At 73.2% G+C, this 16110-nt stretch carries 14 protein-coding genes; 4 read left to right on the plus strand and 10 right to left on the minus strand.

The annotated features are described in order from the left end of the window. Positions 1-92: 92 nt before the first annotated feature. Both ACNF49_RS51240 and ACNF49_RS51245 read left to right on the plus strand, forming a co-directional pair. Positions 93-902: a crotonase/enoyl-CoA hydratase family protein gene (locus ACNF49_RS51240; RefSeq protein ID WP_357970409.1), complete on the plus strand. Its 810-nt coding sequence runs from the start codon at positions 93-95 to the stop codon at positions 900-902. Between the two features lie 107 nt (positions 903-1009). Beyond that, entirely contained in the window at positions 1010-1483 is a 474-nt protein-coding gene (locus ACNF49_RS51245; protein ID WP_357970407.1) for a carboxymuconolactone decarboxylase family protein, read from the plus strand. Positions 1484-1520: 37 nt separating this feature from the next. On the opposite strand, the gene ACNF49_RS51250 is transcribed toward ACNF49_RS51245, so the two are convergent. The 6 genes from ACNF49_RS51250 to pgfA (ACNF49_RS51275) form a co-directional block, all read right to left on the minus strand. Then, the gene (locus ACNF49_RS51250) at positions 1521-2288 is read right to left on the minus strand and encodes an arginase family protein (protein ID WP_482942198.1); all 768 of its coding nucleotides are present in this window, start codon (positions 2286-2288) and stop codon (positions 1521-1523) included. A gap of 24 nt (positions 2289-2312) precedes the next feature. Continuing rightward, complete coding sequence (locus tag ACNF49_RS51255; protein WP_357970402.1) at positions 2313-3419, minus strand: NAD(P)H-dependent flavin oxidoreductase; 1107 nt, start codon at positions 3417-3419, stop codon at positions 2313-2315. Between the two features lie 88 nt (positions 3420-3507). Further along, positions 3508-4248, minus strand: coding sequence for a decaprenylphospho-beta-D-erythro-pentofuranosid-2-ulose 2-reductase (dprE2, locus tag ACNF49_RS51260; protein ID WP_482942199.1), 741 nt, complete (start codon positions 4246-4248; stop codon positions 3508-3510). Positions 4249-4300: 52 nt separating this feature from the next. Continuing rightward, positions 4301-5620, minus strand: a complete 1320-nt coding sequence (gene dprE1 / locus ACNF49_RS51265) for a decaprenylphosphoryl-beta-D-ribose oxidase (protein ID WP_482942200.1) — start codon at positions 5618-5620, stop codon at positions 4301-4303. After that, positions 5617-6504 carry a decaprenyl-phosphate phosphoribosyltransferase gene (locus tag ACNF49_RS51270; RefSeq protein WP_482942201.1) on the minus strand — a complete coding sequence of 296 codons (888 nt, stop codon included), beginning with the start codon at positions 6502-6504 and terminating at the stop codon, positions 5617-5619. The genes dprE1 and ACNF49_RS51270 overlap by 4 nt, the downstream gene beginning before the upstream one ends. Next, entirely contained in the window at positions 6501-7421 is a 921-nt protein-coding gene (gene pgfA, locus ACNF49_RS51275) for a cell envelope lipid trafficking protein PgfA (RefSeq protein ID WP_357970392.1), read from the minus strand. The genes ACNF49_RS51270 and pgfA (ACNF49_RS51275) overlap by 4 nt, the downstream gene beginning before the upstream one ends. A gap of 120 nt (positions 7422-7541) precedes the next feature. Here pgfA (ACNF49_RS51275) and ACNF49_RS51280 point away from each other — a divergent pair, with 120 nt between their 5' ends. Beyond that, positions 7542-8789, plus strand: a complete 1248-nt coding sequence (locus ACNF49_RS51280; RefSeq protein WP_482942202.1) for an acyltransferase family protein — start codon at positions 7542-7544, stop codon at positions 8787-8789. Here the strand turns inward: ACNF49_RS51280 and ACNF49_RS51285 are convergent. Continuing rightward, entirely contained in the window at positions 8732-10555 is a 1824-nt protein-coding gene (locus ACNF49_RS51285) for an ArnT family glycosyltransferase (RefSeq protein ID WP_482942203.1), read from the minus strand. The genes ACNF49_RS51280 and ACNF49_RS51285 overlap by 58 nt on opposite strands. Between ACNF49_RS51285 and ACNF49_RS51290 the strand changes: the two genes are divergently transcribed. Further along, positions 10554-11327 carry a class I SAM-dependent methyltransferase gene (locus tag ACNF49_RS51290; protein ID WP_482942204.1) on the plus strand — a complete coding sequence of 258 codons (774 nt, stop codon included), beginning with the start codon at positions 10554-10556 and terminating at the stop codon, positions 11325-11327. The genes ACNF49_RS51285 and ACNF49_RS51290 overlap by 2 nt on opposite strands. Here ACNF49_RS51290 and pgfA (ACNF49_RS51295) read toward each other — a convergent pair. Genes pgfA (ACNF49_RS51295) through ACNF49_RS51305 form a run of 3 tightly spaced genes read right to left on the minus strand, consistent with a single transcriptional unit; the run spans position 11268 to position 15957 of the window. Then, positions 11268-12245 carry a cell envelope lipid trafficking protein PgfA gene (gene pgfA, locus ACNF49_RS51295; RefSeq protein ID WP_482942205.1) on the minus strand — a complete coding sequence of 326 codons (978 nt, stop codon included), beginning with the start codon at positions 12243-12245 and terminating at the stop codon, positions 11268-11270. The two genes, ACNF49_RS51290 and pgfA (ACNF49_RS51295), sit on opposite strands and share 60 nt — an antisense overlap. Beyond that, the gene (locus ACNF49_RS51300) at positions 12242-14080 is read right to left on the minus strand and encodes a hypothetical protein (protein ID WP_482942206.1); all 1839 of its coding nucleotides are present in this window, start codon (positions 14078-14080) and stop codon (positions 12242-12244) included. The genes pgfA (ACNF49_RS51295) and ACNF49_RS51300 overlap by 4 nt, the downstream gene beginning before the upstream one ends. After that, the gene (locus ACNF49_RS51305; RefSeq protein WP_482945694.1) at positions 14077-15957 is read right to left on the minus strand and encodes a hypothetical protein; all 1881 of its coding nucleotides are present in this window, start codon (positions 15955-15957) and stop codon (positions 14077-14079) included. The genes ACNF49_RS51300 and ACNF49_RS51305 overlap by 4 nt, the downstream gene beginning before the upstream one ends. Positions 15958-16110: the final 153 nt, after the last annotated feature.

The raw sequence follows: 16110 nt of genomic DNA on the forward strand, positions 1-16110 counted from the left end.
ACTTGTTCTCGTTTGCTGTGGGGAGCGTATCCCGCGGGTAAAGTTCGTAGCAAGCGCTTGATTCTGTAGCTTCTGGGACTTGGGAGGCGCACATGGAGCTTCTGCCGATCAGCACCCCGCACTGCCGGGTGGAACGCGACGGCCACGTCCTGACCGTCACGATGAACCGGCCGGAGGCCCGCAACGCCCTCTCCTCGGACATGCTGATCGGGCTGGCCTCGGCGTGGGCGTACGCGTCGGCCGAGCCCTCGATCCGGGTCGCGATCCTGACCGGGGCGGAGGGCACGTTCTGCGCCGGGGCCGACCTCAAGGCCATGGGCCAACCCTCGACCGATCCAGACGTGCAAGCAAGAGCCGCCCAGATCCCGAATTTTCACTGGAAAGGGCTTTTAAGGGAGGACTTGCCGACAAAGCCGATCATCAGCGCTGTCGAGGGGTACGCGGTCGCCGGCGGCACGGAGCTGCTGGTCGGGACGGACCTACGGGTGGTGGCGGAATCGGCCACCCTGGGGCTGTTCGAGGCCAAACGTGCGCTCTTCCCCATGGGCGGCTGCGCGGTCCGGCTGCCCCGCCAGATCCCGTACTGCCACGCCATGGACCTGCTGCTCACCGGCCGTTCCGTGACCGCCGCCGAGGCCCTGTCGATGGGGCTGGTCAACCGGGTCGTGCCGGACGGGCGGGCGCTGGCGACGGCCCGGGAGCTGGCGGCGGACATCGCCGCTTCCGGGCCGCTGGCGGTCCAGGCCATCCTGCGGACGTACCGGGACACCCTGGGCATGCCCGAGCCCGAGGCCCTGAAGGTGTCGGACGAGCTGGGCTGGCCGGTGATCGGTTCGGAGGACGCCAAGGAGGGCACCCGCGCGTTCCGCGAGAAGCGCCCGGCCCGCTACGAAGGGCACTGACCCAACCCCCCGGCCGGAGAGACTCACGTCACATCCGTTCCTGTCACATCCCGTCCGGCTGCCCCGTCCGAGAGGTGGAAGCAGTCGACGACGACAAGGAGCGCGTCATGGAAGCCCGTCTGAACCTCTTCGAGAACCCGGTCGCGAACAAGGTCATGAAGCACCTGATCAGCACCAACAAGGTCATCATGGACTCGAGCCTCCCGCACGCCACGCAGGAGCTGGTGAAGATCCGGGCCAGCCAGATCAACGGCTGCGGCTTCTGCACCGACATGCACACCAAGGACGCCGCGCACGCCGGGGAGACCCAGATCCGGCTCAACCTGGTCGCCGCCTGGCGGGAGGCCAAGGTGTTCACCGAGGCCGAGCGGGCCGCGCTGGAGCTGACCGAACAGGGCACCCGCATCGCCGACGCCGCCGGCGGCGTCCCGGACGAGGTCTGGGCGAACGCCGCCAAGCACTACGACGAGGAGCAGCTCGCGGCGCTGGTGTGCCTGATCGCCCTGATCAACACCTTCAACCGGGTGAACGTCGCCATCCAGCAGCCCGCGGGCGACTACGTGCCCGGCATGTTCGGCTGACGGAGAGCCGGCGGAGAGCCGCGGCCTGCGGGAAGGATCAGTCCCGCAGGCCGGCCAGGATCGTCGCCACCAGGTGCTCGCGGACGCCGCCGGGATCGTCCCGGCCCGGATGCCACGTGCAGGCGAGGTTGAGCGCGGCGAGCCGGCCGCTGTCCAGCACCACCCGCACGGCCCGCAGCAGGGCCGGGACGTCGGACCCGCCGGCCGCCGGGTAACGCAGGCCGGGCAGGCGGGACGGGTCGAGGACGTCCAGGTCGAGGTTGAGCAGCAGCGGCCCAGGAGGCAGGGTCTCGGGCGTCACCTCGTCGAGGCTCGACCGGGTCACGCCCGAGGACGCCAGGTAGCCGGCCTCGGGCGGGTCGAGGTCGCGGGCGTCGACGAGCAGCACGCGGTCCTCCGGCGGCGGGCGCAGGGCCAGGCGGTCGGCCACGTCGCGGGGGCGGTAGCCGAGCAGGAAGCGCAGCGCCATGCCGCCGAGGTAGCCGGACGTGGTCGTCTCCAGCGTCTGGAGGTCGCCGTGGGCGTCGATCCAGACGATCGAGGGGTCGAGCCCGGCCCGTTGCAGGCCCGCCGTCATGCCGATCGACACCGTGCAGTCGCCGGAGACCACGACGGGCCTCTCCCCCGCCCGCACGGTCCGCTCGACGGTGGCGGCGACGGCGTCGTAGAGCCGCCCGAGGCGGGACCAGACGTCCTCGCCGGGCAGCTCCACGGCGAATTCGGCGACGGGCACGCCATCGGGCAGCGGCACGTTGAGATCAGGCTGGTGCTCGTCGAGGTGGTACGGCACGTACAAGACCGACACGTCCCCACGGTAACAGCCGGGCGATCAGTCCCGGGTGATGCGGTCGAGGCGTTCCAGAGCCTCGGCGTACTCCTCCACGAGCCCGAACACCACGTCCTTCGTCGAGCGCACCTGGTTGGTGAGGCCGATGACCTGCCCGGCGGGGAACGTGGCCAGCTCCGAGGCGTCCGAGCGGCCGATCCGGCGCAGGGCGTCCGAGACCAGCATGAACTGCAGCGGCATCGGCAGCGTGCCCGGCGACTCCTGCGACTCCCACGCCTCGGTCCACTCGTTCCTGAGCAGGCGGGCGGGCTTGCCGGTCCAGCTCCGGGAGCGCACGGTGTCGCGCGAGGTGGCCTCCAGGATGCGGCGTCTGGCCACCTCTGGGGTGTCGGCCTCCTCGACGGTGAGCCAGAGGGAGCCGGTCCAGACGCCCTCCGCGCCCAGCGCCATGCCGGCCGCCATCTGCCGGCCGTTCCCGATGCCGCCCGCCGCGAGGACGGGGACGTCCACGGCGTCCACCACCTGCGGGATGAGCACCATGGTCGAGATCTCGCCGGTGTGGCCGCCGGCCTCGGTGCCCTGGGCGACGACGACGTCCACGCCGACCTCGACCTGCTTGAGCGCGTGCCGCGGGGTCGAGGCGAGGGCGGCGACCTTGACGCCGTGCCGGTGGGCGAGCTCCACGACGTCGGCCGGGGGCGGGCCGAGGGCGTTGGCCAGGAGGGCGATGGGATGGCGGAGCGCGACCTCGACCTGAGGACGCGCGGTCGCGTCGGTCCAGCCGAGCAGGACCCGGCCGGGGTCGGCGTCGGACGACAGGGGCGGCACGCCGTGCCTGCCCAGCAGGTTCTCGACGAACGCACGGTGCCCCTCGGGGATCATCGCCTGCAGGCGGCCGACCAGCTCCTCGGGGGCGAAGTCGGCGCCCTCGTAGGAGGCGGGCATGACCACGTCCACCCCGTACGGTTTGCCGTCGACGTGGTCGTCGATCCACTTGAGCTCCATTTCGAGCTCTTCCGGGGTGAAGTAGAGCGCGCCGAGCACTCCCATGCCGCCCGCGCGGCTGACCGCGGCGACCACGTCCCTGCAGTGGCTGAAGGCGAAGATCGGGAGCTCGATTCCGAACATGTCCGTGACCCGTGTCCGCATGGCCCGACGATAAGCCGCGCCACGGCTAAACTGCAACGCGTTCTACTCTAGAACCTTTTGTCGGGCGGCTTCCGGCTTGGAACGCGTTCTAGCGCGGCAGCCGGCGCCAGAGCGGCCGGGGCAGCAGGCGCAGCAGGCCGAACGCCGGGCCGAGCGCCCGCGGCACCCACACGGACGACGCGCCCTCTCGCAGCGCGCGCACGGTGGCCAGGGCCACCTGGCGGGGCGTCGAGGACAGCGGCGCCGGCGGCAGGCCCTTCGTCATCCGGCCGATCACGAAACCCGGACGGACGATCAGCACGCGGGCGCCCGACCCGTGCAGCGCGTCGCCGAGCCCCTGCGCGAACCCGTCGAGCCCGGCCTTGGCCGAGCCGTAGACGAAGTTGGCCTTGCGCACCCGGGCCCCGGCGACCGACGAGAGCACCACGAGGGTGCCGTGCCCCTGCTCGCGCAGGACCCTGGCGGCGTGCAGGTCCACGGAGACGTGGCCGCCGTAGTTCACCGCGACGGCCTCGGCGGCGGCGGCCGGGTCGGCGTCGTAGTCGTCCTGGCTGCCGAGCACGCCGAACGCGGAGATCACCACGTCGAGGTCGCCCACCAGCTTCACGGCCCTGGCCAGGACGGCGGCGTGCGACCCCACGTCCAGCGCGTCGAACGGCAGGACGTGCACCTCGGCCGCGAGGTCCGCGGGCGGCGTGAGCTCGCCTCTGGCGGCCAGCACGACCCTGGTCGCGCCCAGCCCGACCAGCAGCCGGACGATCTCCAGGCCGATCTCGCTCCGCCCGCCCAGCAGCAGCACGCTGTCCACGGCCCCGAGCGCGTTCCTCACGCCGCCCTCCGCCCCGGAGCGGCGGCTGCGCGGCGGGCGTCAGAAGTGGTGGTCACAGTCGTAGTCTCCTGGACAGGTCCGAGCGGAACAGGCCCTCCGGGTCGGCCTCGTCCCTGATGCTCCGCCATCGTTCCAGTTCGGGGTACATCGCCGCCATCATGTCGGCGCGCAGCCGCGCGTCCTTGGCCAGGTACACCCGTCCTCCGGCCTGCGCGACGCGCTCGTCGAAGCCGCGCAGGAGCCCGCTCAGGCCGCGCTGACCGGCCGGGATGTCCAGGGCCAGGGTCCAGCCGGGCACGGGGAAGGACAGGAACCCGCCCGAACCGGGGCCGAAGCGCTTGAGCACGGTCAGGAACGACACCGTCCCGTGCGCCGACAACGAGCCGACGATGCCGCGCAACGTCTCCTCCGCGCCGAACGGCACCACGAACTGGTACTGCACGAAGCCGCGCGAGCCGTACATGCGGTTCCAGCCCTCGACGAAGTCGAGCGGGTGGAAGAACGGCGCGATGCCCTGCGTGATCGTCGCGCTCCGCGGCGCCCTGCGGTACCAGACCTCGTTGAACGCCCGCACGCTGAGCCCGTTGAGCAGGCCGTCCGGCACCCACGGCGGCGCGTGCAGCCGGGGGCGCGGAGCGAAGACCGGCGGTTGCTTGTCCGCGTCGCGCGGCGCGTGGTCGCCCCTGGTCAGGACGCTGCGGCCCATCCGGCGGCCGCGGGCCAGCAGGTCGATCCAGGCCACCGTGTAGCGGTAGCGGTCGTCGGTGCGGGTCATGACGTCGAGCGTCTCGTCCAGGTCGGCGGTGCGCCGTACGTCCACCCGCATCCGGGCCGTCTCGACGGGCACGCAGCCGAACGTCGCCTCGGCCACCACCCCGGTCAGCCCCATGCCGCCGACGGTCGCCCGGAAGAGCGGGTCGCCGGGGCGCAGCACCCTGGCGGCGCCGTCGGCGGTCACCAGGGTGAGGGAGCGGACGTGCGCGCCGAAGGAGGAGTCGCGGTGGTGGTTCTTGCCGTGCACGTCGGCCGCGACGGCCCCGCCGACCGTGACGTGCCTGGTCCCGGGGCTCACGGGCACGAACCAGCCGCGGGGCACCAGCGCCGTCATCACCTCGTGCAGGCTGACCCCGCCGGCCGCGGTCACGACGCCGGTGCGCTCGTCGAAGCTCCAGGCGTCCAGGCCGGTGCAGTCGAGGACGAGGCCGCCGGCGTTCTGGGCGGCGTCGCCGTACGAGCGGCCGAGCCCGCGGGCGACGACACCGCGGCCCGGTGCGGCCACCACCAGGTCGCGCAGCTCGGCCAGGGAGCGCGGGCGCCGCAGCACGGCGGGCGTGGGCGAGGTGCGGCCCCAGCCGGTGAGTAACGTGCTCACGCGTAGATCCCCAGCCCCACCAGGACGACCAGCGCGGCGGCGAAGACGAGGGTGGGCCGGTCGCGGATCACCAGCTCCTCGGGCTCCTCGCCGCCGCCCCGCTCGACGAGCAGGTTGTGCCGGAGCACCAGGAGCAGGAACGGGACGATGCTCAGCCCGTAGAACACGTTCTCGTGCGCGTTCAGCGCCCACAGGCAGTACGTGACGATCATCGCCCCGGACGCCATGATCCGCACGTGCGTCAGGTACGCGGCCGGGTAGGCGGCGAGCGTGGCCCGCGTCCCCGACACGCCCCGCGACCGCAGCTCGGCCTCGCGCTTGCCGGCCACGAGCTGCAGCGCGGCCAGCGAGACGACCACGAGGAACCAGCCGGTCACCGGCACCCCGACGGCGACGGCGCCGGCGTAGGCCCTGATCACGTGGCATCCGGCGACCGCGATGAGGTCCACGACCTCCTGGTGCTTGAGCCAGGTCGTGTAGGCCAGGGTCAGGGCGACGTACCCGGCGACGACCGCGGGCGCCTGCCAGCCGCCGGTGAGCGCGGCGACCGCCGGCCCGAGGACCAGCAGGACGACGCCCGCCACCCGGGCCGTGCGCACCGACACCGCGCCGGAGGCGACGGCCCGGCGGCGCTTGCGCGGGTGCAGCCGGTCGGCCTCCACGTCGGAGGCGTCGTTCAGCAGGTAGGAGCCGCTGGCGGCCAGGCAGAACGCGGCCAGGACGAGCAGCGCCGCGAGCAGGCGGCCCGGCTGCCCGAGCACCCCGGCCGCCATGGGGGCGGCCAGGACGAGCAGGTTCTTCAGCCACTGGCGCGGCCGGGCCGCCCTGACCAGGGCCAGCGCGGGCGCGGGCGACCAGGGCCGGGCGACCACGCCCTGGCTCATGCGGACCGGCGGCCGCGCAGGGCGAGCAGCAGGCCGCCCAGGAGCAGGACGACCCCGACCACGCCGAGCACGATCGGCAGCGTGGTCCTGATCAGGTTGATCTGGCTCTTGCCCTCGGAGGCGCTGTCGACCAGGCCCTTGACCGTGTCGTCGGTCATCTTGGCGGTGGCCACGAACGCCTTGGAGCGCTCGATGCCGTCCTGGCTCTTGAGCACCTCGTTGCGCACCTGCTCCTGCCTGACGGGCGCGCCGGTGGTGGGCTCGATCCAGTAGGTGACGGTGCCGGAGTAGAACCGGTTCAGCTGCACGTCGCCCGAGGTGCCCATGCCGAACCAGGCGGCGGGCGCGTTCAGCGTCTGCGTCCTGGTCTCGGGGACGGTCTGCTCGAACTTGTACGTGGCCAGCCCGTTGACCTGCTCCTCGCCGACGAACCTGGCGTCGAACGCCTTGCCCGCGCTGGCGTTGAAGACCTGGTAGGTCTTCTTCTCCACGTCGAACGGGAACTTGTAGATCTGGCCCTGGAGCTGCACCGGGGCCTTGTCGATGCTGGCGCCGCAGCAGTTGAGGCCGACGCCGGAGCGCTTGTCGAAGGCGCTGCGCCGCTCGCTGAAGTTGATGCCCGGCTTGCTGTTGGTGACGTCGTTGACGGCGGTGAACTCGTCCCAGACGACGCGGTCGTCGTTGGCCTCCTTCACGTCACCGCGGGTGGTCACGATGATGTCGAGGTCGGCGGTCAGCACCTTGCCGTCCGGGATGCTGAAGTACTGGGCGCCCGTCGCGTGCAGCTTGCTGATGCTGTACTGGTCGCCCTTGGCGGCCATGAAGGCGGGCGCGACCTGGAGACGTACCAGGGGAGCCAGAACGATGAGGAATGCCCCGACGGCGATGAGGACGCTGCCAACGACGACCCGGTTCATGGACCCTCCATGTGCGCAGGTGCACTGACGCCTGTTTGGGTGGTTAAGTACTGAAACGAACTACCTACTCGCCGGTATGTTATTGCGACGAGTGACCGACGTCACCAGGGATGCGGAAACGTGACCGAAACAGGTTCTACTTCGAGCGGGGTGCCGGTGGTCTCAGGACACCAGACCTCGCTCGACGGCGTGCGCGCCGTGGCCGCCTTCGCCGTCCTGCTGTTCCACGTGTCCATGGAGGCGGGGACGGCGCTGGACCCGGGGTTCCTGGGCGGCGTGCTGTCCAGGGGCGAGATCGGCGTGCCCATCTTCTTCACGCTCTCCGGCCTGCTGCTGTACCGGCCGTGGGCGGCGGAGGTGCTGCTCGGCGACCGGGCTCCGGACACGCGGCGCTACCTGTGGAAACGCTTCTTCCGGATCATGCCGGCGTACTGGCTGGTGGTCGCCGTGGCGCTGCTGCTGTGGGGCGACGCGCACCGGGCCGACCCCTGGACGTGGGCGCAGATGTTGTTCCTCGTGCACACCTACGACATCACCCCCTGGTGGTACGGCCTCGGCCCCAAGGGGCTCGGCCAGATGTGGAGCCTCGCGGTCGAGCTGACCTTCTACCTCACGCTCCCGCTGATGGCGGCGGTGCTGCGCAGATTCGCCCTGCGCGGCGATCCCGACCTGCGGACCAGGGGACGGCGGCTGCTCATCGGCCTGGCCGCCTTCGGCGCGCTGTCGTACGTGTACACGGTCTTCGAGTACTTCCCCGACTACCGGCCCTGGATGAACGTGTGGCTGCCGCGCTCCTGGACGTTCTTCGTGCCCGGCATGGCGCTGGCCGTGCTGACCGTCTGGGCCAGGGCCGAGGACGGCCGCGCACGGCGGCTGAGCGCCGCGCTGGCCTCCTCCTGGGGCACGTTGTGGGTCATCGCGGGCCTGGCCTACCTCATCGCCGCCACGCCGCTCACCGGGCCGCGCGCGGTGGGCCTGGGCAGCATCTGGACCGCGTTCACCGAGCAGGGCCTCTACACGCTCGTCACCTTCTGCCTGGTCGCCCCGGCCGCGCTGGCGGCCGGACGGCCCACGCGGGTGCACGAGCTGCTCGGCGGCCGGGTGATGAGCTACCTGGGCCAGATCTCCTACGGCGTCTTCCTGTGGCAGTTCGTCATCCTCTACCTCTGGTACGACTTCACCGGCCAGCGGCCGTGGACCGGCAACCTCCTGGTCAACCTGGTCGCCGTCACCGCCATCACGGTCACCATGGCCGGGCTCACCCACCGCTACGTGGAGGAGCCCGCCAGGCGGCTGATCCGCCTGGTGCCTCAGCGCGCCGCCGGGCCCGGCTCGCCGAAGGCCACCGCCCTGAGGCAGAACGCCTGACCCTGCGCACCGGCCGCGGTGATCCGCATGCCCTTGCCCGGCCCGTCGTGCGGCACGTAGAACAGCGCGCCCATGGCGCCGGTCGCGGGCAGCGTGGCCGCCCGCTGGGCCTCGCCGACCTCCACCACGACCTGCACCGGCCGCGGGCTGACGTACGACATGGCCACCACCACGCCGGGCCCGCCGAAGGACTCGACCGGGAACTCCTTGCCCGCCGGGTAACACCTGCGGCCCTTGACCGCGTCGAAGAACGGCACCACCCGCCCCACCAGGACGAGCTTGCCCGTGTCGTCCAGCACGTACGGCTCCGACGAGGGCCGCGGGTCGCGCATGCGCTCCCTGGTCTCGGCGTCGACCAGCGGCGCCAGCACGTACGAGGTCATCCGGCGCTCCCCGTTCCACGGCAGGACGATCTCCGGCGGCACCGGACGGGCGTAGATGTCGGCCTCCCCCGCCGCCGCGGCCAGCGAGGCCCTGGCGTTGTCCAGATAAGTCCTGACCCGGTCGCCGGTGAGCGTGTCGCCGAAGGTGTTGATCGAGATCAGCGACACGACGAGGAAGACGGCGGTCAGCGCGCCGCCGACGGCCGGCATGCTCGGCGGCGCCGGCCGGCGTACGGCGTCGGGCTCGTCCTCCACCGGCATGACGGCCAGCGCCAGGCAGAGCGCGAAGAGCACGGCGGCGTCGGCGACGTACCGGGTCTCGGCGCCGACCAGGTCCCAGGCGGTGGCCCGCGCGATCACGGTGGGCACCGCGTCGGCGACCACCACGTAGGCCGCCAGGATCGCCCACGCCCGCCAGGCGCGCCTGCGGTACACGCAGGTCACCACGACCAGCGCCGCGAGCACCACCCACGCCACGGCCACGGTCACCGGGGCCGGATCGGCCAGCCCGCCGGTCGAGGTGACGCCGCCCCAGCGCAGCGGGCCGCCGACCGCCCCCGTGGGGAAGGTCTCGCCCAGCAGCCTGCGCAGCAGCCCCGGGACCACCTCGGCCTTCGGGCCGGTCAGCGCGTCGGCCCCGGCGGTGTCCCGGCGCAGCCAGTAGAGCAGCGCGTACCCGGCCAGCAGCAGGCCGTGCGCCCACCAGACGGGCCTGCGCAGCTCGGCGAGCAGGGCGCGGGCCCACAGGCCCCGGCCGAGGTAGGCGCTGCTGACGCCGAGCACCACGAACGGGATGAACACCCCCTTGGTGGAGAAGGCCATCCCGACGGCGGTCCAGGCCAGGGCCCGCCAGCGGCCCTTGCCCTCGCGTACGTACCTGACGTGCGCGGCCAGCGCCGCGATCAGCGCGAGCTGCAGCGGCACGGCGTTGAGCGCGGCCGACCACCAGCTCATGGCGGGCACGGTGAGCGGCGCGAACGCGTAGACGGTCAGCGCGGCGAGCACCGCCGCCCGGTCGCCGAACAGCCGCCGCAGCAGCACCAGGAACATGACCGAGGCGGCCCCCTGGATCGCGACGGTCACGAACGACACCAGCGCCCAGCTGTACGGCGCGACCGACGTGAGCAGCCACACCAGGCCGAGCGCGCCCGGCATGAGGTGCCCCTTGTGCACCCTCATCAGGTACTCCCAGGTCGGCCCGCTGTCGCCGGCCCCGGCCACGAAGAGGAAGTCGTCCTCGACGAAGTAGGCCTTGCTGAGCAGGCTCGCCCGGAACACTAGCGAGATCAGCACGATCAGCAGGCCCACGCCGATGACCGGCCCGGTGCGCACCGCCGGGATGGTGATCTGGAAGGGCTCGGCTCGCTTGACGTCTTCAGCCATGGACGTATCCCTCCACTGCAGTAAGCTCCGCGCCGTGGACACCGAACCGTTCCGAGCGGATCTCGGCAGATCCGTCCGGTTGCTGCGCGCCTTCCGTCTGGAGCAGAGCGACCCCGACTTCTTCTACGGCACCCTGGCCAGGGACACGGTGGCCCAGCTCGCCACCTACACCGACCTGGCCGGCGCGACCGTGGCCGACATCGGCGGCGGCCCCGGCTACTTCGCCGACGCCCTGCGCGCGGTCGGCGCGCGGCCCCTGTGCGTCGACTGCGACGCCGGTGAGATGCGCCTGCGCGACGGCGTGCCGCCCCGCGACGCCGTGCTCGGCAGCGCGCTCGACCTGCCGCTCGCCACCGGCTCGGTGGACGTGTGCTTCTCCTCCAACGTGCTGGAACACGTGCCCGACCCGCTGCGGATGGCCGACGAGATGGTCCGGGTGACCCGGCCGGGCGGCGTGGTCTACCTGTCGTACACGATCTGGTTCTCGCCCTGGGGCGGCCACGAGACCTCCCCCTGGCACTATCTCGGCGGCCACTACGCCGCCCGCCGCTACGCCCGCACCCACGGCAAGCCACCCAAGAACGTCTACGGCGAGAGCATGTACGCCATCGGCGTGGCCAAGCCGCTGGCCTGGGCGCGCGGGCGGCGCGACGTGGAGGTCCTCGACGCGGTCCCCCGCTACCACCCACGCTGGGCCAGGCACGTCGTCCACCTACCTGGCATCCGCGAGCTGGTCACCTGGAACCTGCTCCTCGTCCTGCGCCGCAGGTGAGCGCCGCCGCGACAACCACAGGGCGGCCACCACGCAGCCCGCGCCGAGCAGGCCGCCGCCGATCGGCGCCACCGTGCCGAGCAGCAGGATCCAGCGCCGGTAGGCGGCCGCCGTCGCCAGGGCGGCGGCCACGTCCGGCTCGGCGGTGCGGAAGGCCGCGTCGAGGGCGGTGAGGCGGCCCCGGCCGTCCGCGGTGACCAGCGTCTCGGTCACCTCCTCCAGCGTCCTGACGGGCAGGCCGCTGACCGGTTCGACCCAGTACGTGCGCCGGATCTCGGCGTAGCGGCCGAGGCCGACGTCGCCCTTGCCGGGCAGGCCCAGCAGGCGGCGCGGCAGCGGCGGCGTCTCGCCGGGCACCAGCTGGCGCGGCGTGCGCTGGACGTAGCGGTAGGTCTCGACGCCGCGCACCCGCTCGACCCCGTCGAAGGCGGCCGTGACCGGGCGGCGCAGGCGCAGGTCGAACAGCGGGTAGTCGCGGCGCTCCGCGTTGAACGGCCAGCGGAAGGCCTGCCCGGTCTGCCGGACGGAGACGTCCTCGTCCAGGTACTCGCCGCAGCAGTTCACGATCTCGCCGGTACGCCGGTCGAAGGCCAGGCGGCGCTCGTGGTAGTCCAGGCGGTGGCCGTCGCGGGTGGCCAGGGAGACCGACTCGCCCCACACCGCGCGGTCGTCGTCGCCGGCCAGCACGTCGCCGATGAGCCACCGGGTCTGGACCAGGTCGCCGGTCGTCTGCCGCATGGTCGCCGGGTCCACGTACGTGGCCGACCCGGCGGTCGCCCTGGTCATGCTCTGCTGTTCCAGGGGGGCCTTGAGCACGCGGTCGTAGACGTACAGGCGGCTCAGGGGGATGAGCGTCAGCAGGAAGGCCCCCACGGCGGCCAGCACCAGCGCGAGGCTCCTTCGGCTCGGGGCGGTCACGGCCGGGGCACCGCCTGTCCCGGCGTCACGTCGCCCAGGCACAGGCCGGGCGGCACGTCGTGCACGACGATCCGGTCCGCGCCGGGCACGGCCAGCACGAAGACCCGGCCAAAGCCCGCGCGCAGCTTCAGGTCGGTGGCGCGGTCGCCCATCCACAGGGTGACCGTCGTGTCGGACCGGGCCGCGTAACCCAGCCTGACCAGGGTGCCCTCGACCCGGGTGACGCGGTTGTCCAGCGGCACCTGGACGGTCCCGCCGGTCACCGGCCAGCACCGGTCGCGGGTCGTGGGCACGAGCGGGATGCCCTGCACGTCCACCGGCCGCAGCCGGCCCTGGTCGTCGAAGACCAGGCCGTCGAGCGCGGCGGGCGGCGCCTGCATCCTGGCCCTGAGCGCGGGCGTGGCCAGCGCGCCCAGCACCCGCGAGGTCAGGCTGTAGGCCCGGTACGAGTTCGGCAGCACCTCCGTCGGCACCAGCCGGTCGTAGATCACGCTGTCGGGGGCCGCCCTGGCCAGCTCGGCGCGGGCGGTCTCGATGTAGTCGTGCCGCCGCTCGGCCCCCATGTACCCGGCGAAGAGCGTCACCGTGACCAGCGACGCGCCCGCGAACAGCCCGAGCATCGCCCCGGCCGCCCCCGTCACCCGCTCCCGCGCCGGCAGCGCCCTGCGGTACGGCTCCTCCTCGCCGCGCAGCGGCAGCAGCACCAGGCCCACGACCAGCGCGAGCAGCGGGACGGCGTCGGCGACGTACCGGGTGTCGGTGCCGACGAACGAGCCCAGCAGGTGCACGCGTCCCCACAACACCGGCAGCGCGTCCGCGACGAGCAGGTAGCCCAGCAGCGTGGCCCAGGCCAGGATCGCCCGCCTGCGGTACCGGCTGGTGACCACCACCAGCGCGGCCAGGACGACGAGGGAGGCGACCACCAGCGGCAGCGGCGGCGAGGCCACCCCCCAGTCACCGCCCGCGAACCACCGCCACGGCCCGCCGAGCACGGTGGTGGCGAACGTCTTGCCCAGCAGCTCCCACAGGAAGCCCAGGGCCTGGTCGAAGATCGGCAGCGCCCCGGTGTTCGGCGCCGACAATGACCGCTGGACGTAGAGCGCGCCGAAGGCCACCAGCACGGTGGCGTACATGGCCCAGGCGGCCAGGTGGCGGCGCAGCGCGGCGCGCAGGCCGCCGTGGTAGATCGCAGTGAGGGCGAACAGCAGCAGCGGCAGCGCGAACCCCTTGACGAAGCCCAGCAGCCCGACCAGCACCCACAGCGCCGCGGCCACGGCGTGCCGCAGCCGGCCCGTCCGCAGGTGATGCCAGTGCGAGGCGACCGCCATGGGCAGCGCGACCTGGAGGAACACGGTGTTGAGCCCGGCCGCCCACCAGGCGAGCGCGGGCACGGTCACCGGCGCGAGCAGGAAGACCAGCAGCGGCACCAGCGTCGCCGGCCGCCGGCCGAACACCACCCGCGACATGCGCAGCACGCCCAGGGCGGCCAGGGCGTGCAGCGCCAGCACCGTGCCGGCCGCCCACCCCCAGTCGAAGGGATGCAGCCGGGAGACCAGCCAGGCCACCAGGAAGCCGCCCGGCATGAACTGGCCGAAGTGGATCCGGGTCAGGTAGTCGAAGGACAGGTCGCTCTCCATCGCCCTGGCCACGAACTCGTAGTCGTCCTCCTTGAAGTACGCCTCCTGGACGACGGCCGCCTTGCCCGCCACCGCGGCGGCGATGAGCACGAGCCCGGCCAGCAGGACGCCGTGGCGGCGGACCCAGCGGGCGGCACGCGCCACCGGGCCGGGAACCGTGATGACGGTCCCCGGACGCGGCTTGATCGTGTCGGTCACGGAACACTCGTCATGGTCGGGCCGCCTGCGGCGACGGTGATCGGTACGGTGGTCTGCCTGACCGGCGCGCGCCTGGCCGCCACCTCGACGAGGAGCTGTCCGAGCAGCGGCAGGCAGAGCAGTTGCGCCCACAGGCCGCCCGCGCCGAGCGCCACCGCGACCGTGGCGGCCAGGTAGAGCGCGAGCCCGCCGGGCGGCCCGAGCAGCAGGGTCCAGCGCCGCCGCCCGCGCAGGTGCTCGGCCTCCCGCAGCGGACGCGACCAGGCGCTCAGCACGAACGCCACCCCGGCCACGCCCGCCCCGGCCGGGCCGCCGACCCAGTAGCCGAGCGCCACGGCGAAGACCGCGACATGCCGGACCCGCGGCCGGGCGGCCAGGACGGGCGCCAGATGGCGTCCCGGCCGGCCCCTGCCCACCAGGGCCAGCCCGGCGACGAGCAGCGCCAGCGCCCCGCCCGCGGCGAGCCCCGCCCGGTACGGCTCGTCCGGCTGGTAGGTGAGCGTCACCGTCCCGGCCGTGAACGCGGGCAGGAACCAGGCCTGCCGCCAGCCGTCGAGCCGGACCGGCTTGAGCGCCGCGGCCCCCAGCGTGGCCTTCCAGCCGGCGTTGAAGTTCTCGTTGACCACCAGGTAGGCGTCGTCCTGGACGTTCACCTGGACGACCCGCTCGCCGGCCGCCCACTTGGTGACCGGCGTGCGCCGCATGACGGTGGGCCCGGCGGCGGGGCTGCCCGGCTCGTGCCGCACGACGGCCGACTCGACCCGGTACGACTCCCCCGGCCGCACGGACAGCCGGGTCGGACCGGCCACGAGCTGGAGCCGTTCGCAGGTCTCGAAGGTCACCGGCCGGCCGGTGACCACGTCGTGCAGGGTGCCGCCGGTGACGGCGGTGTGCACCTCGTTGCCGTCGATGGTGAGCGTCGGCCCGAAGCCGCACGGCAGCGTGAGCCTGAAGCCGGTCAGCGCGCCGAGCGGCCGCACGCCGGGGAAGGCCACGTCGCTGATCTCGATCGGCCGGCCGCCCGACGCCCCGAACTCCAGCGCGACCTTCCTGGCCGTCATCTCGGGGAAGCGGACGAGCCCGTCCGTGCCGACCCAGCTCTGCCGGACGCCGCCCTCCGCGCGGATCGTCACCCGGACGGGAGGGGCGCCCAGGTAGGAGTCGGGCGTGATGACGCGGATCTGCGACAGCTTCTTCTCGCGGGCCAGCTCGACGTTCAGCGTGGGCCTGGGGTCGAGCGGGTCGGCGAACCAGGCCGTCTTCGGGTCGCCGTCGAAGGCCCAGCGGCCGCCCGCCGCACCGCTGTCCACCGCGGTGGAGGAGGCGCGCACGCTCAGGGAGTCGCCGGGCAGCGTGCTGAGGCGTTCGATCGTCGCGCGGTCGGTGACCGTGGCGCGGCCCGAGATGCCGTACGCGCCGTCCTTGCCGGTGACGAAGGCGCGGTCGAAGCCGTTGCCGTCGTCGCCCAGCACCTCGTGGCCCTTGGCGCAGCTCCAGGCGGCCGAGCCCCGGACGCAGCCGGGCACGTCGCCGGTCCTGGCGACCGCGATCGTGGCCGGCTCACCGGTGTCCTCGCGCGGGTCGGGCACGACGATCGAGCGTCCGGGCCGGACGCCAGGGATGCCGAGCTCGGTGATGCCGACCCGGCCGCCGAGGCGGTTGGCCGGTTCGTACGCGGTGGCGACGACCTTCACCCGCAGCCGCTCGACCGGCCCCTTCGGCACGGCCAGCTCCTGCGGGTCGGCCGTAGCGCGCACCTTCTGGCGCAGCGAACCGGCGCCGGTCTCCACGACGACCTCGCTGGGCGGCGGGCCGATCGGCGAGTTCTCGAACGCCACCTGGATCGTGGGGATGGTCAGCGGGTCGGCGAAGGTCACCTCCAGCCACTCACCGACCGCGCCGTTCCAGCCGGTGGAGCGCCAGCTCGTGCGCCGGTCGCCGTCCAGGGCGGCGAAGGGCTGGTGGCCGGGCTCGCGGCTGCCCGCGGCGGCGCCGACGTCGGCCTCGGAGCTGGAGGCGGTGACGCCCGC

It is taken from the genome of Actinomadura sp. ATCC 39365 (genome assembly GCF_054392275.1).